The sequence below is a fragment of the Chromatiaceae bacterium genome, from assembly GCA_016714645.1.
Taxonomy (GTDB): Bacteria; Pseudomonadota; Gammaproteobacteria; order Chromatiales; family Chromatiaceae; genus M0108.
Genome location: JADKCI010000002.1, coordinates 502,571 through 525,177, shown reverse-complemented (window position 1 = coordinate 525,177; position 22,607 = coordinate 502,571). Strand labels below are relative to the sequence as shown.

18 protein-coding genes are annotated in these 22,607 nt (G+C 55.9%); 7 read left to right on the top strand and 11 right to left on the bottom strand.

Annotation, left to right across the window (positions count from 1 at the left end; genetic code table 11):
* Window positions 1–46: 46 nt before the first annotated feature.
* Window positions 47–1,117 carry a hypothetical protein gene (locus IPN92_09340; protein MBK8638468.1) on the top strand — a complete coding sequence of 357 codons (1,071 nt, stop codon included), beginning with the start codon at window positions 47–49 and terminating at the stop codon, window positions 1,115–1,117.
* 74 nt (window positions 1,118–1,191) lie between these two features.
* On the opposite strand, the gene IPN92_09335 is transcribed toward IPN92_09340, so the two are convergent.
* The 4 genes from IPN92_09335 to IPN92_09320 form a co-directional block, all read right to left on the bottom strand.
* The gene (locus tag IPN92_09335; GenBank protein MBK8638467.1) at window positions 1,192–1,953 is read right to left on the bottom strand and encodes a glycosyltransferase; all 762 of its coding nucleotides are present in this window, start codon (window positions 1,951–1,953) and stop codon (window positions 1,192–1,194) included.
* 39 nt (window positions 1,954–1,992) lie between these two features.
* A complete protein-coding gene (locus tag IPN92_09330; protein ID MBK8638466.1) occupies window positions 1,993–3,975 on the bottom strand; it encodes a sulfotransferase domain-containing protein in 1,983 nt (660 codons plus the stop codon).
* Between the two features lie 176 nt (window positions 3,976–4,151).
* Window positions 4,152–6,035, bottom strand: coding sequence for a glycosyltransferase (locus IPN92_09325; GenBank protein ID MBK8638465.1), 1,884 nt, complete (start codon window positions 6,033–6,035; stop codon window positions 4,152–4,154).
* Window positions 6,036–6,086: 51 nt separating this feature from the next.
* Window positions 6,087–7,040: a sulfotransferase domain-containing protein gene (locus IPN92_09320; protein MBK8638464.1), complete on the bottom strand. Its 954-nt coding sequence runs from the start codon at window positions 7,038–7,040 to the stop codon at window positions 6,087–6,089.
* Between the two features lie 1,511 nt (window positions 7,041–8,551).
* Between IPN92_09320 and IPN92_09315 the strand changes: the two genes are divergently transcribed.
* The 4 genes from IPN92_09315 to IPN92_09300 all read left to right on the top strand — a co-directional run bounded on the left by IPN92_09315 (window position 8,552) and on the right by IPN92_09300 (window position 13,282).
* Window positions 8,552–9,394 carry a hypothetical protein gene (locus tag IPN92_09315; protein MBK8638463.1) on the top strand — a complete coding sequence of 281 codons (843 nt, stop codon included), beginning with the start codon at window positions 8,552–8,554 and terminating at the stop codon, window positions 9,392–9,394.
* Window positions 9,391–10,863, top strand: coding sequence for a hypothetical protein (locus IPN92_09310; GenBank protein ID MBK8638462.1), 1,473 nt, complete (start codon window positions 9,391–9,393; stop codon window positions 10,861–10,863). The genes IPN92_09315 and IPN92_09310 overlap by 4 nt, the downstream gene beginning before the upstream one ends.
* Window positions 10,856–12,901, top strand: a complete 2,046-nt coding sequence (locus IPN92_09305) for an acyltransferase (GenBank protein ID MBK8638461.1) — start codon at window positions 10,856–10,858, stop codon at window positions 12,899–12,901. Before IPN92_09310 ends, IPN92_09305 begins: the two co-directional genes overlap by 8 nt.
* Before the next feature lie 195 nt (window positions 12,902–13,096).
* The gene (locus tag IPN92_09300; GenBank protein ID MBK8638460.1) at window positions 13,097–13,282 is read left to right on the top strand and encodes a hypothetical protein; all 186 of its coding nucleotides are present in this window, start codon (window positions 13,097–13,099) and stop codon (window positions 13,280–13,282) included.
* 55 nt (window positions 13,283–13,337) lie between these two features.
* Here IPN92_09300 and IPN92_09295 read toward each other — a convergent pair whose 3' ends face one another.
* From IPN92_09295 to IPN92_09270, 6 genes are all read right to left on the bottom strand, one after another.
* The gene (locus tag IPN92_09295) at window positions 13,338–14,594 is read right to left on the bottom strand and encodes a glycosyltransferase (GenBank protein ID MBK8638459.1); all 1,257 of its coding nucleotides are present in this window, start codon (window positions 14,592–14,594) and stop codon (window positions 13,338–13,340) included.
* 33 nt (window positions 14,595–14,627) lie between these two features.
* Complete coding sequence (locus IPN92_09290; GenBank protein ID MBK8638458.1) at window positions 14,628–15,122, bottom strand: DUF2304 domain-containing protein; 495 nt, start codon at window positions 15,120–15,122, stop codon at window positions 14,628–14,630.
* A gap of 11 nt (window positions 15,123–15,133) precedes the next feature.
* Window positions 15,134–15,823: a glycosyltransferase family 2 protein gene (locus tag IPN92_09285; GenBank protein MBK8638457.1), complete on the bottom strand. Its 690-nt coding sequence runs from the start codon at window positions 15,821–15,823 to the stop codon at window positions 15,134–15,136.
* A gap of 66 nt (window positions 15,824–15,889) precedes the next feature.
* Window positions 15,890–16,906, bottom strand: coding sequence for a ketol-acid reductoisomerase (gene ilvC, locus IPN92_09280; GenBank protein ID MBK8638456.1), 1,017 nt, complete (start codon window positions 16,904–16,906; stop codon window positions 15,890–15,892).
* Between the two features lie 58 nt (window positions 16,907–16,964).
* The gene (ilvN, locus tag IPN92_09275; protein MBK8638455.1) at window positions 16,965–17,456 is read right to left on the bottom strand and encodes an acetolactate synthase small subunit; all 492 of its coding nucleotides are present in this window, start codon (window positions 17,454–17,456) and stop codon (window positions 16,965–16,967) included.
* A 1-nt stretch (window position 17,457) separates the two neighbouring features.
* The gene (locus IPN92_09270) at window positions 17,458–19,176 is read right to left on the bottom strand and encodes an acetolactate synthase 3 large subunit (protein MBK8638454.1); all 1,719 of its coding nucleotides are present in this window, start codon (window positions 19,174–19,176) and stop codon (window positions 17,458–17,460) included.
* A gap of 251 nt (window positions 19,177–19,427) precedes the next feature.
* On the opposite strand from IPN92_09270, the gene IPN92_09265 reads away from it, so the two are divergent.
* Window positions 19,428–21,155 (top strand): proline--tRNA ligase, encoded by a 1,728-nt coding sequence (locus tag IPN92_09265; protein MBK8638453.1) that lies wholly within the window; start codon window positions 19,428–19,430, stop codon window positions 21,153–21,155.
* 141 nt (window positions 21,156–21,296) lie between these two features.
* Complete coding sequence (gene fabA, locus IPN92_09260) at window positions 21,297–21,809, top strand: 3-hydroxyacyl-[acyl-carrier-protein] dehydratase FabA (protein ID MBK8638452.1); 513 nt, start codon at window positions 21,297–21,299, stop codon at window positions 21,807–21,809.
* 47 nt (window positions 21,810–21,856) lie between these two features.
* On the opposite strand, the gene IPN92_09255 is transcribed toward fabA, so the two are convergent.
* Entirely contained in the window at window positions 21,857–22,600 is a 744-nt protein-coding gene (locus IPN92_09255; GenBank protein ID MBK8638451.1) for a DsbC family protein, read from the bottom strand.
* Window positions 22,601–22,607 lie beyond the last annotated feature (7 nt).

Here is a 22,607-nt window from a genome sequence, read left to right as displayed (position 1 = left end):
AGGGTGAGCGAAAACCATTCATGACAACCAAGACAAGAATTAACTAATGATTGAAACGACAAAGCAACTTATTCAATTCGCAAAGCCTCTAAAATTTGTGGTGGGTTCATTCCTGCCATTTTCAAAAAATGCTGTTATCCGTGTTGGGGTACTTGGCATAGCGGCCGCTTTGTTTAATACAGCGGGATTTCTTATCTTGATACCGGTACTTAGGGGGATAGCAACTGAAATCTGGAGCCTTGATATTTTTGGCATAAAGATATCGACTAGTCCGGAGGTCCTTACTACTCTTATGATTTTTGCCCTATTTTTTGTCGCGATGGGCTTATATCTACGCTATTTAATACAAAGCTCATCACTAAGTGTAATGAAAAAAACCGCTGAAGAAGCGACGATTCGCGCCCTAATTAAAATTTCATCACTCAGCATGGGCAGAATTACTCGTCGCGTTGTTGCCACGATTAGCGGAAGGGTAGCGTTTTCCTGTGGTTTTGTAATGCGCCAATTCTCTATTGGGCTGGCCGACTTACTACAATTGTTGATATTCACCGTTGTATTGATATGGATAAGTCCCGTGTTGACGCTAAGCCTTATTACCCCAGCAATAATCATATTGGTTATTTATACTCGTTCAATTGTCAATATCACTAACGCGGCCGCAATTCACCGGGACAATAATAATCATCTACGCCAAGAAACTGAAGCGATCGCAAGTATCCTTAATTCAGACAAGGCGGATAATGAAATGCTAAGAGAACAGGTGGATCACATCTACCGTAACGGTGCTCATGGGTCAACGCTCGGCAGCCGAATAGGTATACGTCTCGAAATACAAAAGGGACCCATGATTGTCGAGGCGCTATTTCCAATGGCCCTTATCATGCTCATGCTAATGACATTAGCAACAGAAAATTGGCGTCAGCATTCAGGATACGTAGTTGTCTATATACTTATACTACGCGTAGTTATTGGTTTATCGCAAAAGTTATCAGGGCTCATCATTAGTACAGGACACTTTCATCCAGACATATGCTGCTATGATGAGATTATGAGAAACAGAGATCCACAAAATTGTCGATTTAATAACATTGGCATGGATCTAGAAGAAGGATTTTAACCAGAAGCATATATTTTTAAGGAGGACATAAAATATATAGCAAACGATAAAATAGTTTTACATTTAGCATTTATCTAGCGCGCGTTTCTTGTAAGGGAATTTATTACACTTCTCCACCAAATAGCGTAAGGTTGAGCTAACCACCACTTAATAGGAACCCGGCCATAGTATTTATGTACCACTTGCATGGCCTCCTGATAATGCAACCGCCTATGAAGATTTGTTTTTGTAATGGAATGATCACGGTTTATAGCAACAAATCCTTTATAATAAATTAATGGCCCCGCAATTTTATAAAGCCTCCACCATAAATCATAATCCATCGCCATGTGCAAATTTGCGTCTAGACCCCCAACTGTTTCCCATGCGGCTCTTCTAATCAATGACCCAGGCTGAGAAATGATACAGAATTGGGCCAACAAGACGGGGCTAAATGGTGCCGTTAAAATCGGACGAAGCCGCCTTCCGGCACGCTCGTTCCACACGCGTCCATATGCGGCTGATGCCTCGGGATGATTGATCAGCGTCCGTAGTAAATGTGTCAATCCCCCTGGGATCAACCGATCATCACTATTTAACCAGCATACATATGGGGCAGTTCCCTTCGAAATACATTCATTGATCGCTGCGGATTGCCCTTGGTCTGGATAACTTCGCCATCCCGCTAATTTATTTTCCCAATCGGCAATAATTTTAAGGCTGCCGTCTGACGAGCCCCCATCGGCAACAAAAACCTCGATTGGTATGTTTTGCGAAAAAATCGACTCAAGGGCTTCCTTAAGGTAAGGAGCATGATTTAGCGAAGGTACAGCAATAGTGACTAAGGGACCGGCCACTGCTGCTACCTATTTACCAGATGTAAATAATTTATTGCCTTACCAGTTATAATCCTTCTCATATTCAGCCGCGATTAAAAGATCGCCATAACTTTGCTTAAATTTAATCTTCAGCTCCTTATCAAAGTGATTTCGCCAGTCCCCGGCTATGGCTTTTCTTTGATGGGCATGAATATTTTCCTCGCCCTTGTCACGATGGGTAATATTTTCAAATGACGCCGATTTTACCGCCTGAACCAGTCTGTCTTTTGATATGTCTATGCCGCAATAATTAATAATCCGTTCAAACATACCATACTCATCCTCCAATAACTGCTCGTACTTAATAAGCAGGTCATTCGTTCCGAGCCAGGATTCTAAAATATCAGCCGAGACCTTGAGCCGATTGTCCATAAGCCACATAAGACCATCCCGCACAGTCAAGGCATTCAACATTTCGCGGCTGGAGGTAATGGCGTCGGACGTTTTACCATGACTATAACGGTGACTAAAGTAAAGTGAAATCAAGGTATCTCGGAGGTCACGAATGATGATAAAACGCCGACAAGTACCAGGAATTTGTAAGGTATCAAAAACGTCCCGCTTAAGATATACGGTAGGATAAATTCTACCCTGCTCAATGGGCTGGGCAAAAATGTGCTTAACGCCCGGCAGAGGCTGAACGATACGCTTAGGCGCCACCGCTGCCATGACAGCATATACCCATTGGCTACCTGCCTTATAATGGGTAATATGGAATATAGTGGGGTTCGGCTGTACGCTTGGCCGTGAAGAGACGCCCATAACGTGATTCCCCTGTGTGGGTTCGCCAATCCTTACTTTAATTTTTTTGCTTCCCTCACTACCCGGTAAGTCATTTTTCGAAGCTAAGGGTTCATTTTCAATTGATGCTAGCTGGATTTGATCGGTGATACAGGTGGCCTGTGGATCGCTTTCTCCTTCGGCCCGTCTCCTGGATATTTTGTAGGTCTTGTGTCTTTCATGATGCAATTTAATTCTGCGCAATAAACCAATAGCTACCTGCGCCCAATCATCGGTAGTCAAATCGGGTATCAATGTCGGCGAAGATAATTTACTATTTATAGGAAAAAGAACACCATTATCTAATCCAAGATAGTTTCGAGCCACGAAAGCGTTACTATCGGCGAACGCATCGATGCAATGCTTTTCAATTTCAGGAGTCAATAGGCTCAATTTTTCGTCATACCAGCCCAGGTCATGGAAAACCCCTCCTAAATCTCTATTTAATACCCTGCTATCCTCCAATAATTCAGTAATATTTTTCTCATCCCCTTTTTCCACTTCCATTTTCGAAGGACGATAGATCCCGTCCGATGCGTAAACAATCCTTTTAAGGGCCGCAAAACTGCGCGGTCCTATACTAAGATTTTGACTTGCGCCCTCAGGAAGGGACATGGTGGACCATATGTAATCTGGTATACCAAGCGTGATTCTGAAATCCTCGAGAATATCTGCTTTCGGTAACAGTGAACGGATATAGGGACGAACGATCAAATTATCCTTTCCAAAACTGCTCCACAACCCAAGTCGCTCCTGATAGTTCCAAATTCCTTTTCTAATTTGCCTGTTCACATAGGTCGGGAAATCTGGAAGCCGAAAGCCTGTTTTTATGGCCTGTAGGTAACGGGACTGTATGGCTTGCGCCTGGGGCCGCACATAAACCAATATTTTGACATCGATATCCTTAATTAAATCATACATAATTCCTATATGCTCTTCACTAAGGCCTTCTGCGAAGGCTTCAGCGGATATGACGCAGTAAGGAGCGGAACTTAATGCCACCTCTGCCGCAACAGCATGCCAGGTCTTGATGGCAATATCCTTTGATTCATCCTGTAGCGCTCGGACAAGACGCACATGATTTATGATACCACTTGCTCGGCCGGTTTTCAGGTAATCAATCCCTACAGGACGCAGTTCATCTTCATTTTGCGTGAGAAAATGTTGCAACCAAGAGGTGCCAGTTTTAGGGTAACCGATATGAATAAGCAAATTAGCCATTTAAAAATCACCAATCAAAATTAACGAATGAATAATCATGAATTCTCTCGCGGAATACCACAAATTGAACAACGATTGAGAAACAACCGCCCTGATGGAATCTCAGCGGAAGTATATGTCCGCGTTGGTTAGGACAGTTGCATAACCACAGGTTTGCACAATTCCTCCTGTCTATTTTAACGTAATCCATTAGTCCGTAGCAATCCAAGCCGGTGCTCGACACGAAACGCGAGGTCATGAAATACATGTCTTAGTAGATAAGGGGCTACTGCTCGATGTACTACCCCTTGGCCAATCTCATCAATCCCAAGCGCACGACATCGCAAGATTTGCATTTCCTGAAAGCCGGTTTCTTCTATCTCTGCAGATGTTTTTTGGGAGTCATGGATTCTAAAAGCACCTAAAAATCGCCTGAGACGTACCATGCGAGATCCCGATTCCCTGAAGCGCAGCAAAAGATCCCAATCCAGCGCGAATCGGAAAGATTCATCGAGGCATGCCCCTACTTTATTCCATACCGAGCGACGCCAAAAAAGCGTCTCCTGAGGAACGAAATCGGCATAGCTCAGGACTTGATTATTATGGGGTGGTAACACCCAACGGCCAATCTCACGATCATCCACATCAATCAAAATCCGATTACCATAGACAACGTCCACTTCAGGGTGTTGGACAAAATATTCCCCCACATATGCCAGTGCACCAGGTAGAAGCATATCATCAGAATTCAACCAGCACATGATCTCGCCTTTCGATTTCGCGAAGCCCATATTAATGGCATTCGCTTGTCCTTTATCGGCGCCACACCTATATCCTGCCAATCGATCAGCATAGCGGATAATAATTTCACTTGACCCATCATCAGAGCCTCCATCCTCCACGAAATATTCGAGGTTGGGATAGTCTTGACTCAATACGCTCTTAATAGTCCTCTCGATAAATTGCCCCTGCATAAATGATGGTGTTACCAACGAGATGCGCGGTAAAGTCTCAAGGGGATACTTACTGACATACGGGGCAGGCGGGCAAAGCGGAATGGGGGGGTGGTGGGCGAGCCTGCCGATCCGCGGGATGAATAACTGTGTCAGACCGTGAGCAAACCTGAAGGTGTATGAAAAAGGCTTTAAATATGGATGGCATATCCGATAAGCACTCACCGCGAAACTCAACTCTTGAATTACTTTATCCTTTTGTATCAATTCCTGCTCTTTAGCCAATACAGTTTTTTCAATTTCTTGGATATGAGCCGCCCGAAAGCGATTTTGTATCAATTCTTGCTCTTTAACCAATAAAGCTTTTTCAATTTCTTGGATAATGGCTGTCCAAGAACGATCATCATATCCCTTCGCATATTCAACCGGTCCAACAATCAACTTATATACTCTGCCGAAGTCCTGCCGAATCTGGCTCACTTCTTCACGTTCACTAGCCAGTCGTTCTCTTTCTTGGATGACATGCAGCCAATCAATACCAAATTCCCTTGCGTATCCCTCAACAACCGGGCTGATGGCAACTGGGAAATATACGAAGTAATCATTAACTATGGTCAGCGTGTGAGTTTGGGACAATGACCTTAACGCACCCAATACATCCGCAAATACTGGCCATTGTGTTACATCATGTGGGAAAGGCGGGGTACATTGAAATAATCGCGCGTCATCGATGATAATCACACTATCCTGATTAAGATACCCAATTTCGTTAAGCTCCTCTATCAGAGGGCATTGGGATGTCTGGCCTGCCGTATGTTCGGCCACGCACCAATGCGCATCCAAGAAAAAGAGTACTGACTGCTGCCTTAGCTTAGGAATCAGCTCGTGCAGCACGGATGGCGAATTGCCTTGTAAGATATTAATATTGGGAAAAATCTTGAATCTGTGACGCGCACTTTCGACATATTTTTCCGAGAGTTCAACTGAAAATACTTCTCGAAATAGACCCCGAACCAAATCTACCGTATCACCCTCGTAGGTACCTGTTTCAACGAAAATATCAAGAGGTAGGACAGATGCCAATGCCTTAACCAAATTAACATCAATTGAAAAACTTACAGCACCCATATTGTTTCACTTCCCCAAGGTATGGAAGTATTGTGATTCGTATCTAATCTCTTATTGAACATCCTTACGTTCCTTCAGGGCAATATCCAGTTGCTCGATCAAGGCAAGACGTTCCGCGCAGATATGGGCTAATTCTTGAATGACTGCCTCTTTTTCATTAGTCTGTGCCTCAAGAATGTGGATTCGGCGTCGTTGTGCCTCGAGTTCCTCCTGTTCGCGGCTAGGACAATTTTCGGGGGTAGAGCCAATCTCCTCGGGTAAATGACACCACCAATCACTTCGTGTTTCGTAGCCCACCTTTACCAAAAAGCCTGGGTACAGCCCTTCCCATAATTCCCCCAAATCCCGAGTGAAATGATTTTTCCAATCCCCAGCAAGCCCCCGCCGAAAATGGCTAACAAGGTCCGTCTCGCCCGGAGAGCGACCACTTCTACGCTTAAAACTATGTCGCTCAACAACCGCTACTACCGTCTCCAGAGGTAGACCCCAACCTAGCCATTCAAAAATATTGCTAAATACTTCCTGTTGGTTTTGAATGAGGTCCTCGTAGCGCACGACATATACATCATTTGACGCATAATTAGACCAAGATAAAAAAAAGCGTATTTTATAAAAATTATCCCGGAAAAGCAGCTTTAGTCTGGACGCCAGATTAGGCAGATCAAAGAGTTGCCTTCTGTTAAAATCAACACGCGGACTAGAGGCATGGCTATAAAGATGGGAGTAGAGTAAGGAAACAATAACGTCTCGCGGATCACGAAGAACAACGATTCCCTTACCCACGTTTTTTCCTATGCCACGCCACTCTAGTGCATTTAGATCATAAACGGGAGAGTAGAGGTATCCATTCTCCTGGTCAGGCATCAATCCTTGATCAAGGCGCGGTGTCGTCGAGGCATGGATCAAACCCGTCACAGAATGTATTTCAGGTGAAGTCAGGATATCACGGACCCATTGACTGCCACATTTATGGGTCGTGATATGGTAAACCGATTCGAAATGCATAGCCATTTCTACGTTGCCCATCGGTGGATTAAAATTTTAATATCCAACAGGAGCCCCCTGATATCCGGCCCTGACGCCTCGATACGCCAAGGAACATGAGTAGAATGCCCATTTACCAACGCGTTGCCAAGGAGGGGAGAGATACAATGCCCGGCGTAGGCATTAACCGGACAATTTTCCAGGCCAAGGCCCAACAAGCTTCGTTGACCAAGGTAGTATAACGACAATCTAGCCTTGGACATAATTCAGCCCCATAGCATGGCCTAACCGCAGTGAACACACTCAAGCCCTATCCTGGACCCGACCGCCTGTCGCTCTGGTTACAGGCCGATCCCCTTGCCAAGCGTTCCTGCCCAGCGAGGATAGTGTTGGAGCAGGAGCAGGAGCAGGAGCAGGAGCAGGAGCAGGAGCAGGAGCAGGTGGTCGTTTATAAAATCCGTCTTCGCTACAGGCATGACATGGCAAAACTCCGGGTGTCGGCCCGGTGATCACGACCTAGTCGCAGCACCACAAATTGCCGCTGATCTCTGATTGCTGTGGTGATTTGGAGGCGTTCTTCGCTGGATCACGCGTTCTCAGGCCCTAGGATGTCCACGGGTGATCAAAGCATATTTGGTTACGGCTTTGCAGAGTTAGAAATGATGCTGACAGCCCGAGGGCTGCCACCATCAAGTGCGGGTTATGGCTTGACGACACCTTGAGATTGGGATTGTTGAGCCCCCGGGATCGGGGTTTGAGACGGAGTTGGAGCCATGGCAGAGGCAGGCGCAGGGACTTTAGCAGCCTTGTCCTCGGCGGGCTGCTCCTTGGACTTCTTAGTACGGCAAGCGGCGGCAATTTCTTTGCCATCCCTGCGAGTCCTGGCCTCTGTCCAAGAGCAGGCGGCTTTGGCAGTGCAGGCAGACTGATCCAGGCCATTGCACCCCATATTCTTGCAGCGGGCCGGTACTTGCTTGCCGGCCTTGTTGGTACTAGCGGGCGCCCAGGTACAACTCTGGTTGGAGGCACAGTCATTTTGAGTTAAGCCCTTGCATCCTTGGGCGGCGGTTGACTTAGCGGCCTGGGCAGGGGGGCTAACCGGTTGGGAAGGAGCGGCCACTGGAGCGGCAGGAGCCGGAGCGGCTGGGGTCACCGACAAGGCAGAAGAGGCGGAAATCACCAGGGCGGCGAAAAGGGCCAGGCGAACAAGGGTTGCAGACATCAGTTTCATTCCTCAGTTAGATAGCAGAAGTGATAAGGACAAGGCATAGCTCAGTTAGGTATCCTTGCTGGCATATAGCTTAGGCAAGTCGGGAGGCACAGACAAGGGACAAGGACTGGGCGCCTTTACCTTCCGCATTTTTTTCCAAATGACTAGGCCAGCAAGCGTCAACTTTATCGATTGTACCCAAAGGGCAGCCATGATCGTGGGTTGTCTGCCCTGGTTAGGGAGGGCCATGTGGGGTATCATGTTATAAATGGTTAGCATTTCCACGGACGAGCTTGAGGTATTGACCCCTGAACGCGCGCCCATGCTGGGCCTTCCCCGACCTTCCCGCCGAGGGCATTTTGTTCTGAAATCACTTTTTCTTAGACTGGTCGTTGCCGGTTCGTCCGGATTACTTTTAATCTGGCTGGGGCTCTGGTTAGTATCCAGTTTCATCCACGGAGCAGCGGATAGGCGCGCAAGCGGCCTTTCAGACCCCTTACCTATCATCTCGACACTGGCGATGGACTGGTCGGCGCTGGAACCCTGGTCCGGACGTTCTATCAATTTCCATGCAGGAGCTACGCGTGGTCGGCTACTGACCCCCGTCGCTACGGTTGCTTTGTGGTTGTTAGTCAGTGCTGCCGTGTTCATCCTACTCAGCCGTTCCTTGCCTGCTCAACACCGGGCAGGCGGATTAGCCCTGTTGTTGCTAGCCGGCTGGCTGGTGCTCGACCTGCGCTGGCAACTACAACTAGCGTCACGGCTAGTGGACACTTACCACCGATTCGGGTCCCCTGCCTCATCTGAACGGACACGGGCCAGTAACGATGGTCCACTCATCGCCGCCATGACTGGACTTCGCCAGAAGCTCCCAGATACCCCCAGTCGGATTTTCATTCTAGGCAAAGAGAGCAACGACTATCTCAATGGTCGCATCCGTTACCATTTGCTCCCACACCAAGTATACGGGCTCGCGCGCCTGCCAGGCAGGAATCAGATCCGCGTTGGTAACTACGTCCTGGTGCTGGACGGTATATCAAATGTTCAATTTGATGCCGAGCGGCAATTACTCAAGACACCCAGGAGTGAACTGAGCGTGGAGCCCGTGGCCAGCATACGAGGATTTGGCGCTCTGTTTCGCGTCAAGGAAATCGGGCGAGAATGAATGTGTTGATGGCTAGTTCCGCCCTCATCCTGCCTTGGCTAGCCATGGCTTATTGGTTGTACCGGTGGTGGCTGGACCCCTGCCCGGGGCGTTGGCCACTGGCCTGGGGTTATGGCTATATCCTCGGGTTCATGGGCGTTGCCTTGATACTGCGCCTGCAAGGAGCGGCTGATTGGACCCTGACTCCTTATATTACCCTGTCGGTTTTTACCACATTGTTACTGGCAGCCTTCCTTTGGCGACCAGCACGGACTAGGTCTGGCGCCGAACCAGGCGCCCCGCCCAGCACAGTGGCGCATTCCGAGGCAACCTGGTCCATGACTTTCTGGCGCTGGGTGGCCTTCGGCCTGGTCCTAGCCTGGCTTCTGATCCGATTCGTTAACCTGGCCCTGGAGGTTTGGTGGCAACCCCTGTTCCCTTGGGACGCCTGGACGACCTGGGCAGCCCGGGCCCGGGTTTGGTCGGAACTCGAATTCATGGCACCTTTCGTATCTGCCAAGGATTGGCTGGCTGATACCACCGGAGCATTATACACCATTGATGCGTGGGCCTATCCCAAAACCGTTTCCTTGATTGCCGCCTGGCTACCCCTGGCATTTGGTGGCTGGAATGAGACGCTGGCCAACCTTCCCTGGCTAGGAATCGGTCTAGCCCTGGGGCTTGGCTTTTATGGGCAGGCACGCCTTTGGGGGACCTCGCCCCTAACGGCCATCATTTTTTGTTGGCTGCTGTTGTCGCTACCCATCCTGAACACTCAGATTGCCCTGGCGGGTTATGCGGACCTTTGGTTAGCCACCACCTTGGGTCTGGCCTTCATAGCCTTCTTGCAGTGGCTGAGGAGCGGCGACCGGCGCCAGGGGCTGATGGCCCTCGTGCTCATCCTGGCCTGCGGGGCGATCAAGCGGGAGGGAATGATATGGGGCCTCTTGTTCCTCCCTGCCCTGCTAGTCGCGAAACTGGGAAGATGCTGGCTGGCCGGGATCAGCCTGCTAGCAGCAATTCTGCTGGGCGCACTGTGGGCCATCGGTGGCCTTGGCCTGGATTTGCCTGTCCTGGGTCACATACAGTTGGGCCCGGGTTTTGTTCAACTGCCTTACGTTGGGACTATGGAATTAGGCAAGGAATCGCCCTGGGAACCTGTACTACGGCATACCTTACTCTATAGCCAATGGCATCTTCTGCCATATCTACTTATGAGTGCCTTGGTTGCAGCCGGATTTGCCGTCTGGAGGGTTCGGGGGACCCGGCAGGCTGCCTGGCGGGTTGCCGGTCTGACCTGGTGCTTGGGTAGCCTGACCGCCTTATATTTCCTCTTCTTTTGGACCGAGGCTTCGCTCTGGGCTATCAAGGCGACTAGTATCAACCGCGTAGCGCTGCACTTCGTACCTGCCTGGTTGTTCTGGATCATGACCGTGTGGCTGGACTACGCGAGGCCAGACGACAGCATAGTAACGACCGACCTTGGCTGAACTCGGATATCGCGCCGATCTGGTAAGGGACTTTTACGGTATTCACCCATTGTCACAAAAAACGGATATAAGTTCGCTAAATAGTTGGCACCGCCCTGATATCCAAGGCTTACGAGCCGTTGCGGTGCTGATGGTGGTCGCATTCCATTCAGGGTTGCCGATTCCGGGTGGTTTTACGGGTGTTGATGCATTTTTCGTGATATCCGGTTATGTAATTACGGGAATGCTTAATCGCGAATGGGAAGTATCCGGGCGTATTTCTCTCGGCAGGTTCTATTTACGGCGGTCGCTGCGTTTGATACCAGCCTTGGCTTTAGTAATTCTGGTTACACTGGCGATGTCAGGCCTAATCCTACCGCCGCTTGGGCAGCAACAGGCAGCATCTGAAACCGCCATCTTCGCCCTGCTATTCGCCGCAAACTACCGAATAGCACAGGTTACAGGAGATTATTTCGCAGCACCGGCCGAGACTGAACCTTTTTTGAATATTTGGTCGTTATCAGTCGAGGAGCAGTTCTATTTCTTTTTTCCTCTGATGCTCGTTATTAGCTGGCTTCTTGCTCGGCGTGGTAGTGCATGGCGAATGCTTCCGTTTATTTTAATCATATTGGTTATTCAAGGCTCACTCTGGTTGGCAATTGCGGGGGGATCCGTTAACTTTCCAGAAAAGGCACAATGGCTCAGCGGCTTTTATAGTCCACTAACCCGAGCCTGGGAATTCGGCGTAGGTTCTCTTCTGGTTCTTTGCAGTCCCTGGTGGCGCCGCATCCCGTTTGTGATCGCGACCATCCTGGCCATCTTGGGTTCTGCTATTTTACTTATCGGACTCTGGCTGATCTCAGATCAGACCACCTTCTCCAGCTGGGTGGTTATGCCAACCGTAATTGGCACGTCACTGTTGATCATAGCAGGAGAGCAACCCACCAATCCTGTCTCGGCCCTATTGGGTAGTCGGGGACTGGAATGGGTTGGTGATCGATCCTATTCCATCTATTTATGGCACTGGCCGTTGATCGTATTTGCTTCAATGATATGGCCGAATTCACCCTGGTCAGCACCACTAGCCGCGGTAACTTCCCTTATTCCAGCCCTGCTTTCTTATACTTTTGTCGAGAATCCTCTGCGTAGGCGATATCATCTTCCGTTTTGGCGCGCGCTATGGCCAGCGCTTGGTTTTATGGCGATTACCACCGCATCATCTATCATCTTGCGCCAAATCGCCGATAATTACTGGCTTCCGATGATGCAGCAGTTGAAACATGAATTAAGAGGTCCCTCCGCATACGGCAACCGGGGATGCGATATGGCTAAGGAAGATGACGAATTCCGGGTCTGTAAATGGCATCAGGGGGCCCCTGGCGAGCCCGTCTATCTTATTGGTGATTCCAATGCGGCACATTTTGAGAGCGGAATGATTCTTGCCGCTAAACAATCAAATCAACCCCTGGCTTTAGCTACCGCAAGGGGCTGTCAACCAATTCGTTCACATGGCATTGAACGCTGTCGGAAATTTTACGCGCATTTTACGGAATGGCTGTCTCAATCCACCGACGGTCACGTAATATTGGCGATGTCAGACGCAGCCTGGCTACCTACTGATAATGAAGTGGTAACGCCGAGAGAACAAGGACGTCTGAATACGCTTGAGAACGAGCTGATCGAAACGGTTCGATTACTGGAGGGTTTTGGTCACAAGGTTTCTGTATTTCACACCTTGCCACATTTTCTGGAAAATTATAAATGGTCTCCAGATAGTTGCTTACTATTTAACATCCTAAATCAATCCTGCAGGGTTGAAATGCCTTTATCCTACGCACGAAACCGACAGGCTGCGGTTTACAATGTCATCGAGGAGGTTGGCAAAAAGACCGGAGCCATGGTTGTTGATCTGGCTGATTCAGTCTGCCCGGGAGGTATGTGTCGCAGCGCGGACGGGGGAAAATTTAATTATCGGGATGGAAAGCATATCACTAATGATCAGAGTGCGCGACTTGCGCCCCAGTTACTGGAAATCCTGAAAGCTGTAAGCAGGCAGTAGGTTTTAAGGGGGCGTTGTTCATAAGCCCGGTCAAGCCCGAGTCCAGGGCGTGGTGAACGGTGTGCAGGGATTAGGCAGGACCCTCGAAATTTCCTATCCTTGGAAGGGCAAACTCACTGCGGACATCGCCTGCTTCTTCGCCACCGTGACCGCCAGGGTCGAGGCCCTCAAGCTGCCTCCCGACCTGACGCGGCCGTGCTCAAGCAGATCATCCCCGCGCTGCACCTCGAGCGCACCGCCACGCCGCCGGGACGACCGCCGCCGAGCGCAGCTTTGGGTGTGCACCCGAAGCCCTGTTTCGAGCAAGCCCTCCTGCGCCTGCCCTTGCCGCCGCGGCCCCGCGAGGCCGACGACCGCCCCCGCCAAAACCTGCCTATCTGATGCCGGTCGCGGCCTGACAACGGTGGCCGGGATGATGAACAAGGCCGCGGGAGGGTCAAAGCTGGGATGGTCCACCATATTCGGCAAGCACGCGCTGATAGAGGCCATGTATAGCGGTTGCAACGGGACCGATGCCAAATTCCCGCTCAAAGACTCGGGCACCCGCCTCACCCAAGTCCTGGCGCTTCAGCGCATCGGCTTGCAAGGCCGCGAGAGCTTCGGCTAGAGCCACCGCATCACCCGGCGAAACCAGACAGCCATTACCCGCCTGCCGCACCAACCAGGGCGCCCCGGAACCCGGTATGTCGCTGACAACGACCGGCCTGGCAAAACGCATGGCCTCGAGCAACACCAGGCCGAAGGCCTCAGTGCGCTCCAGGGAGGGCAGGCAATAGATATCGCAACTGGCTAGAAGGGCAGTGACTTGTGCCGCGGTCTGGTGGCCCAGCAAGCTAACGCGATCACCAAGCCCTAGCTCATGCACCAACCGTATCAAGCGGTCCTGGTGTTCTCCCCCGCCGACGATCAGCACCCGAATATCGGTTAGCCGGGCAGCGGCTCGGATGAGAATTTCATGGCCCTTGTAATAGGTGAGCCGGCCGATGACCAGGATACGCAAGCCTGCATGGCCCCAATCCTGCGCGGCCAGGTCCAGGCTGGCACGATCGGGCTCGGGAAGGCGGGCAGGGTTCAACCCCAGGGGAATAACATGGCAACGGGTACGCCAAGGCCTCAAGGCGAGGCTAGCGGAAAGGTAGGGCGGCGAGGTAGCGATAACAGCCTGGCTATGGGCCAGCAGCCGCTGCTCGAAGGGGCGATAGAGCTGGTAGGCCAGGGCGAGGCGGCGATCGATGGCGGATGCCACAACATCCGCATGCCAGTGGACTACCCAGGGCAGCCGGCGCGCCCGCGGCAACATCAGGGCAGAAAAGGCTGAGGTGTTGGGCAGGTGTAGGTGCAGCAGGTCCGGGCTGAATTCGCGGATGACGCGATCCAACCAGAGGATGAAGGTTGGACTCAGGGGAACATAAAGTATCCGGCCCAGACAGGGGGCCCGGTAGATCAGAGGAGGAAGTTGGTCCTGGGCCGTGTCCGGGCCTACGCCCCGACCCATGCCAGCACCCTTGTCGATTTCCGAGTTACTGGTAGTGTCCGGAGGAGGTACGACGCCGCGCCATCCAGGGCCTTCGTGGTGCACCAGCGCGGCTACTCGGATGCCGAGCGCCTGTTGGGCTGGCAGTAAGTCGGCGAGGAAGTGCTCGATACCGCCCGCAAAGGGAGGAAAGAATTTGCCGACATGGAGGACGCGCATGGCTATTGACTGCAGGTGGTCTGGAAGAGCCCATCAAACCTCGGCTTGCGGGTGGTGCGAACCTGGCGAGGTTGCGATGGTTACCGAGGGTACCGGGGCTTCTAGGGGCGCCGGAAACACCTGGTCATCTGGAGCTGTTGGGGATTTTTGGGATTCTGGGGTTTGCCATTTCGCTGCGGCCACTGGTGGACGGACGGCCTCCTCGAGCTTGGCTTCAAGCAGGGCCATGCGTTGTGCCAGCCGACGAATGCGCCGCCCCTGCCGGGAGCGCTCGAGGTCCATGGTCAGCATCTTGATGAGCACTAGGCCAAAACCCAGAACGATGGCGATGATCGGTGGGTAACCTATGCCCAGATAGCCCGCGGCCCAGTCCGATAGCCGCGGCCAGATACCAAGGATGACGACAGCCGAGGCGAAGGCAATCCACCAGAGGGCTTGGGTCCCATGCAAATGAGCCTGACGAACCAGCCAGAGGATGCTGCCGGCAATGGCCAAGCCGATGAACAGGGATGTCAGTTGGTAGGTCATACGCGTTGAGATCAATCCCGGTCGGGGGCGAGGTGCTGCCGGTTGCCGCCGATGCCCGCCAGACAAAGGACGGTGGTGCGGAGCATATAACCAGCGACAGTCCACCAAGAGTTAAAGATGCGGGATTTACCGTCGTAACGATCCCGCATGGTCACCGGCACCTCCCGCATGCGCAGACCCTGGCGGCGCAGGATCAAGAGGACCCCCACATCCTGGTAGTCGAGCAGGGTGGCATCCGGCCGGATGAGGCGCTCCATGGCGGCCCGGTTGTAGGCCCGGAAACCCGAGGTCAAGTCTTCCAGGGCAATACCGGTGAGTCCGCGGAAATAGTGCCAGGCCAGCCGCCGGGCGCGACTGACCCTCAGGGGACAGGCGCCGATCACTACGTCCGCCTCGCCAGCCAGCAGGGGCGCGATCAAGGCCTGGATATCGGCGGGATGGTGCTGGCCGTCGGCATCCAGGGTGACGGCCAGATCCCAGCCCTGGCGATGGGCATAACGGAGTCCCGTCTGCATGGCCCCCCAGGCCCCGAGATGCAAGGGCAAGCGCAACACCAGGGCCCCCGCCGTCGCCGCGATCACCGCCGTGTCGTCCTGGCTGCCATCGTCGATGACGACAATGGGCGCCTGGTAGAGGCGGCGGGCCTCGACGATGACCTGGGCGATGGAATGGGCCTCATCACGGGCGGGGATGAGGATCACGGGGCGCCATCCTTAGCCCCGGCCAACCCGAGCCCTAACGCCGCTATCAAGCCGGACTCCCGGGGATTAGTTGCGGCTCTTGTCCACCAGCTTGCCGGCCTTGATCCAGGGCATCATCTCGCGCAGGCGCTCGCCGACTTCCTCGATGGGGTGCTCCTGGCCCAGGCGGCGCAGGGCCTTTAGCTTGGGGGCGCCGGCCTGGTTTTCGAGGATGAATTCCTTGGCGAAGTCGCCGGACTGGATCTCGGTCAGGATGCGCTTCATCTCCGCCTTGGTCTGGTCGGTGACGATGCGCGGGCCGCGAGTCAGGTCGCCATACTCGGCGGTGTTGGAAATGGAGTAGCGCATGTTGGCGATGCCGCCCTCGTAGATGAGGTCGACGATGAGCTTGACCTCGTGCAGGCACTCGAAGTAGGCCATCTCGGGGGCATAGCCGGCCTCGACCAGTGTCTCGAAGCCGTTCTGAATCAGGGAGGTGAGGCCGCCACAGAGGACCACCTGCTCGCCGAAGAGGTCGGTCTCGCACTCCTCGCGGAAGCTGGTCTCGATGACACCGGCACGGCCGCCGCCGTTGGCGGAGGCATAGGCCAGGGCGATGTCGCGGGCCTGGCCGCTAGCGTCCTGATGGACGGCGATGAGGCTGGGGACGCCGCCGCCCTGGGTGTAGGTGGAGCGCACCAGGTGGCCCGGGCCCTTGGGGGCGATCATGATGACATCCAGGTCCTCGCGGGGCTCGATGGCGCCGAAGTGGATGTTGAAGCCGTGGGCGAAGGCCAGGGCCGCGCCGGGCTTGATGTGGGGGGCGATGTCTTCGCGGTAGAGGCAGGCCTGGTGCTCGTCCGGGGCCAGGACCATGACCACATCGGCGGCGGCGACGGCCTCGGCGATGGGCTTGACGTCCAGGCCGGCGTGGGCGGCCTTGACCGCCGAGGCGGAGCCGGGGCGCAGGCCGACGGTGACCTTGACGCCGGAGTCCTTGAGGTTGTTGGCGTGGGCGTGGCCCTGAGAGCCGTAGCCAATGATAGCGACCTGGCGGGACTGGATGAGGGAGAGGTCGGCGTCTTTGTCGTAGTAAACGTTGATGGCCATAGTCGTAACCTTGAAGTGGGCGCCGGCGCGCGGCCGGGCGATGTAATGCGTATTAAAGCGTGAGACCCTTTTCGCCGCGGGCGATGCCGGTGGGCCCGGAGCGCACCACCTCCACCACCAGGCCCTCGGGGACGGCCTGGATGAAGGCATCGAGCTTCTGGGAGGTGCCGGTCAACTCCACCACATAGCTGGTCTCGGTGACGTCGATGATCTTGGCGCGGAAGATGTCGGTCAGACGCTTGAGTTCCTCGCGCCCCTCCTTCACCGCCCGGACCTTGATGAGCATCATCTCGCGCTCGATATGGCGGCCCTCGGTAAGGTCGAGGAGCTTGACGGTATCGACCAGCTTGTTGAGCTGCTTTTTGATCTGCTCGATGATTTCCTCGCTGCCGGTGGTGACCAGGGTCATGCGCGACAGGGTGGGGTCATCCGTGGGGGCCACGGTCAGGGACTCAATGTTGTAGCCGCGGGCGGAGAAGAGCCCGGACACCCGGGACAGGGCGCCGGCCTCGTTTTCCAGCAGGACGGAAATGATGTGTCTCATGTCAGGCGAGCTCCCTTTCCGGCGAGAGGTGCATCTCGTGATGGCCCTTGCCCGCCTCGATCATGGGGTAAACGTTCTCGGCGGGATCGACCACGATATCCATGAAGACAAAGCGATCCTTCATGGCGAAGGCCTCGCGCATGGCGCCCTCCAGGTCCCCCGGCTGTTCCACCCGCATCCCGACGTGGCCAAAGCTCTCGCTGAGCTTGACGAAGTCCGGCAGGGCATCGACGTAGGAGTGGGAGTAGCGGCTCTCGTAGAAGAACTCCTGCCACTGACGCACCATGCCCATGTAACCGTTGTTGAGCAGGATGACCTTGATGGGGAGGTCATACTGCTTGCAGGTCGCCATCTCCTGGATGCACATGAGGATGCTGGCCTCGCCGGAGACGCAGGCCACGGTGGCGTCGGGGTAGGCAAGCTGGACGCCCATGGCCGCCGGCAGGCCGAAGCCCATGGTGCCCAGACCGCCGGAGTTGATCCAGCGCCGGGGCTCGTCGAAGGGGTAGAACTGGGCGGCGAACATCTGGTGCTGGCCCACGTCGGAGGTCAGGTAGAGACCGCCCTCGGTGACCTTGTAGAGGGTCTCGACGGCGAACTGGGGCTTGATGAGGGGGCTGTGGCGATCGTAGGCCAGGCAATTGACCCCTCGCCACTCCTCGATCTGCCGCCACCATTCCGCCAGGGCCACCGGGTCCGGACCCTGCTTATGCTCCCGGAGGAGACGCGCCATGTCCGCCAGGACGCTGCCCACCGGGCCGACGATGGGGATATCCACCCGCACATTCTTGGAGATAGACGAGGGGTCCACGTCCAGGTGAATGATGGTGGCGTGGGGACAGAATTGCTCGATCTTGCCCGTCACCCGGTCATCGAAGCGGGCACCGATGGCGAAGAGGACATCCGTCTCGTGCATCGCCATGTTGGCCTCGTAGGTCCCATGCATGCCCAGCATGCCGAGGAACCGCGGGTCCGTCATTGGGAAGGCCCCCAGCCCCATGAGGGTGCTGGTGATGGGGAAACCCGTCTTCTCGACCAGGTCGCGCAGGGCCTGGGAGGCCTCGCCCAGGATGACGCCACCGCCTGTATAGAGCACCGGCCGCTTGGCCTGGAGTAGCACATCCACCGCCTTCTTGATCTGCCCCGGGTGCCCCTTCAGCGCCGGGCTGTAGGAGCGCAGTTTGATGTCCTTGGGGTAGTGGTAGGGGATCTTGATGTTGGGATCGGTGACATCCTTGGGGATGTCCACCAGCACCGGACCCGGCCGGCCGGAGGTGGCGATGTAGAAGGCCTTGCGGATGGTCAGCGCCAGGTCATGCACATCCTTGACCAGGTAGTTGTGCTTGACGCAGGGGCGGGTGATGCCGACCGTGTCCACCTCCTGGAAGGCGTCACTGCCGATCACGGGGGTCGGCACCTGCCCGGACAGGATCACCATGGGGATGGAGTCCATGTAGGCGGTGGCGATACCGGTGACGGCGTTGGTGGCCCCGGGTCCCGAGGTGACCAGGGCGACGCCACAGCGACCGGTGGCCCGCGCATAGCCATCGGCGCCATGGGTGGCGGCCTGCTCGTGACGGACCAGGATGTGCTTGACCTTGTCCTGCTTGAACAAGGCATCGTAGGTATGAAGGACCGCGCCCCCGGGATACCCGAAGACATACTCCACGCCCTCATCGATCAGCGCCTGAACGATGATCTCGGCTCCACTCAGTTCCAATTCAGCTAACCTCCATCTGTTAAGACCACTCCGGGAAGGCCCTTGCCGGCCTGCCCCCGGTACACGCGGCGAGACAGAAAAGTGGGAGATGTATAAAGGGTCGAAAAGCTACAGGATAGGACCCGGATTGGTCAAGGACGGCGTGTCGATTGGCGGCCTCGCAATCGGGAATAACCCGGTTCGGGCCGGCGGGACTTGTCCCGCTGGGGGCGGCTCCCTACAATGAAGCTCTTTTTCGCCGGTCCCCTTCCATGCGCACATCTCGGTTCCCCCTGCAGACCCTCAAGGAGACCCCCGCGGACGCGGAGGTGGTCAGTCACCGCCTGATGCTGCGGGCGGGCATGATCCGCAAGCTGGCGGCGGGGCTCTACACCTGGCTGCCCCTGGGGCTGAGGGTCCTGCGCAAGGTGGAGCGGATCGTCCGGGAGGAGATGGACCGGGCCGGGGCCCTGGAGGTCCTGATGCCGGCGGTACAGCCGGCCGAGCTGTGGCAGGAGTCAGGGCGCTGGGAGCAGTACGGGCCCGAGCTGTTGCGCATCAAGGACCGTCACCAGCGGGAATTTTGCTTCGGCCCCACACACGAGGAGATCATCACCGACCTGGCGCGCCGGGAACTACGCAGCTACAAGCAGTTACCGGTCAATTACTACCAGATCCAGACCAAGTTCCGCGACGAGATCCGGCCCCGCTTCGGGGTCATGCGGGCGCGGGAATTTCTGATGAAGGACGCCTACTCCTTCCACCTGGACCACGATTCCCTGGCCGAGACCTATCAGGTGATGCACGCCACCTACAGCCGCATCTTCCAGCGCTGCGGCCTGGATTTTCGCTCCGTGCAGGCGGATACGGGCGCCATCGGCGGCCGGGCCTCCCATGAGTTTCATGTCCTGGCGGACGCCGGCGAAGACGCCATCGCCTTCTCCACGGTGAGCGACTATGCCGCCAACATCGAGTTGGCGGAGGCTCTGCCCCTGGCGGCCAGCCTGCCGGCGCCCACTCAGGACAAGCGCCTGGTCGCCACCCCCGCGGCCAGGACCATCCAGGAACTGGTGGAGCAGTTCGACCAGCCCATCGCCCACACGGTCAAGACCCTGGTGGTCGCCGCGGCGGAGGGCAGTGGCGCCAGGCTGGTGGCCCTGCTGGTGCGCGGCGATCACGAACTCAACCCCATCAAGGCCGAAAAGCTGCCCCAGGTCGCCGTGCCCCTGCGGATGGCGACGGAGGAGGAGATCCGCGCCGCTCTGGGCGCTGGCCCCGGCTCCCTGGGGCCCCTGGGCCTGCCCATCCCCTGCGTGGCCGATCGCACCGTGGCGGTCACCCCCGATTTCAGCGCCGGGGCCAACCAGGACGGCTATCACTGGTTTGGCCTCAACTGGGGGCGCGACCTGCCCCTGCCGGAGGTGGCGGACCTGCGCAGTGTCGTCGAGGGTGATCCCAGCCCCGACGGCCAGGGCCAGATCACCATCGCCCGCGGCATCGAGGTCGGACATATCTTCCAGCTGGGACAAAAGTACAGCGCGGCCCTCAAGGCCGCCGTCCTGGACGAGGGCGGCCGGGCCCTGACCCTGGAGATGGGCTGCTACGGCATCGGCGTCTCGCGGGTGGTGGCCGCCGCCATCGAGCAGCACCACGACGAGCGCGGCATCATCTGGCCGGAGCCCATCGCCCCCTTCCAGGTCGCCCTGCTGCCCATGAAGCTCGTCAAATCCTACCGGGTGCGCGAGGCCACCGAGGCCCTCTACCAGGAACTGACCGCCGCCGGCATCGAGGTCCTCCTTGACGACCGGGACGAACGCCCCGGCTTCATGTTCGCGGACATGGAACTCATCGGCATCCCCCATCGCCTGGTGGTCGGCGACAAGGGGCTGGACCAGGGTCTGCTGGAATACAAGGGTCGCCGGGACGCGGAGATGACCCTGGTGCCCATCGGCGAGGTCCTGAGCTTCCTGCGCGAACGCCTCTCGCTGGCCGCGGCCTGACCCGCGGCCGGATGTGTCAGGGCCACCGCCCAGGGCAGGGCGGACCTGAAAGGCCTCCCTATTGCTCGCCCAGATCCGTTCCTCACCCGACCGCCCCTTCCACACGCCAGGGAGCGGCATCTAACCCAGGAAATCCTTGCCATGCGACAGGAAGCCTTCAGCTACGACCAGCTACTGCAATGCGGTCGCGGTGAAATGTTTGGCCCGGGCAATGCCCAACTGCCGACGCCTAACATGCTCATGGTGGACCGCGTCGTCAAAATCAGTGACGAGGGCGGTGCCTTCGGCAAGGGCGAGATCCTCGCCGAGCTGGATATCCTTCCGGATCTCTGGTTTTTTGGCTGCCACTTCCCTGGCGACCCGGTCATGCCCGGCTGCCTGGGCCTGGACGCCACCTGGCAATTGGTCGGCTTCTTTCTGGGCTGGATCGGGAACCCGGGCCGGGGCCGCGCCCTGGGTGTCGGCGAGGTCAAGTTCACGGGCCAGGTGCTGCCCACGGCCCAGAAGGTCACCTATCAGATTGATATGAAACGCATCATCAGCCGCAAGCTGGTCCTCGGCATCGCCGATGGCAGCGTCAGGGTGGACGGCCGGGAGATTTACACCATGAAGGACCTGCGGGTGGGGCTCTTCACCTCCACCGAAGGCTTTTGACGGGCATCCCTGCCCGAACACACCGGGGGGCGGTCCCGGGATCAGCCCTATTTCTCGCCAAGCATGGTCGCGAGGCGCTTGGGGGGGACATAGCCCGGTACCATCTCGCCGCTCTCCAGGATGATGGCGGGGGTACCGGAGACGCCCAGCTTTTCGCCGAGTTCCATCTGCTCCTTGACCGGGTTATCGCACTTCTTGTCCGGAATGGTCTTGCCGGCCTTGGCGTCCGTCAGGGCGGCCTTGCGATCCTCGGCGCACCAGACGGAGACGGCCTTGTCGAAGGAGGGGGTGCCCACCCCGGAGCGCGGGAAGAAGAGGTAGCGGACCTTGATGCCCTCGGCGAGATAGCCGTCGATCTCGCCATGCAGCTTGCGGCAGTAGCCGCAGTCGATATCCGTGAAGACCGTGATGGTGTGCGCGGCCTTGCCCGGCGGCGAGAAGATGATCATATTCTCCTCGCCCAGCTTGTTGACGGCTGCCACCCGCTCCTTGGCCTCCTGCTTGCGCGCCTCCGCCAGCCGCGGCGAGGTCTCCGTCAGGTCCTCCTTGCTGACCAGGTCGATCATGCGGCCCTGGACCATGTAGCGGCCGTCCTTGCTGACGTAGATGACGTCGGAACCCACCAGCACCTCGAAGAGACCCGGCACCGGCGTCTCGTGGACGCTACCGACCTCGTACTCCGGCAGGATCTTGGCCAGGCTCTTTTTGATGGCGGCGGCATCCGCCAGGGCCTGGGCCGAGACCAGGGCCAGCATGGCGCCCGCAAGCCCTATCTTGATCTTCACATTCATGCGTTAA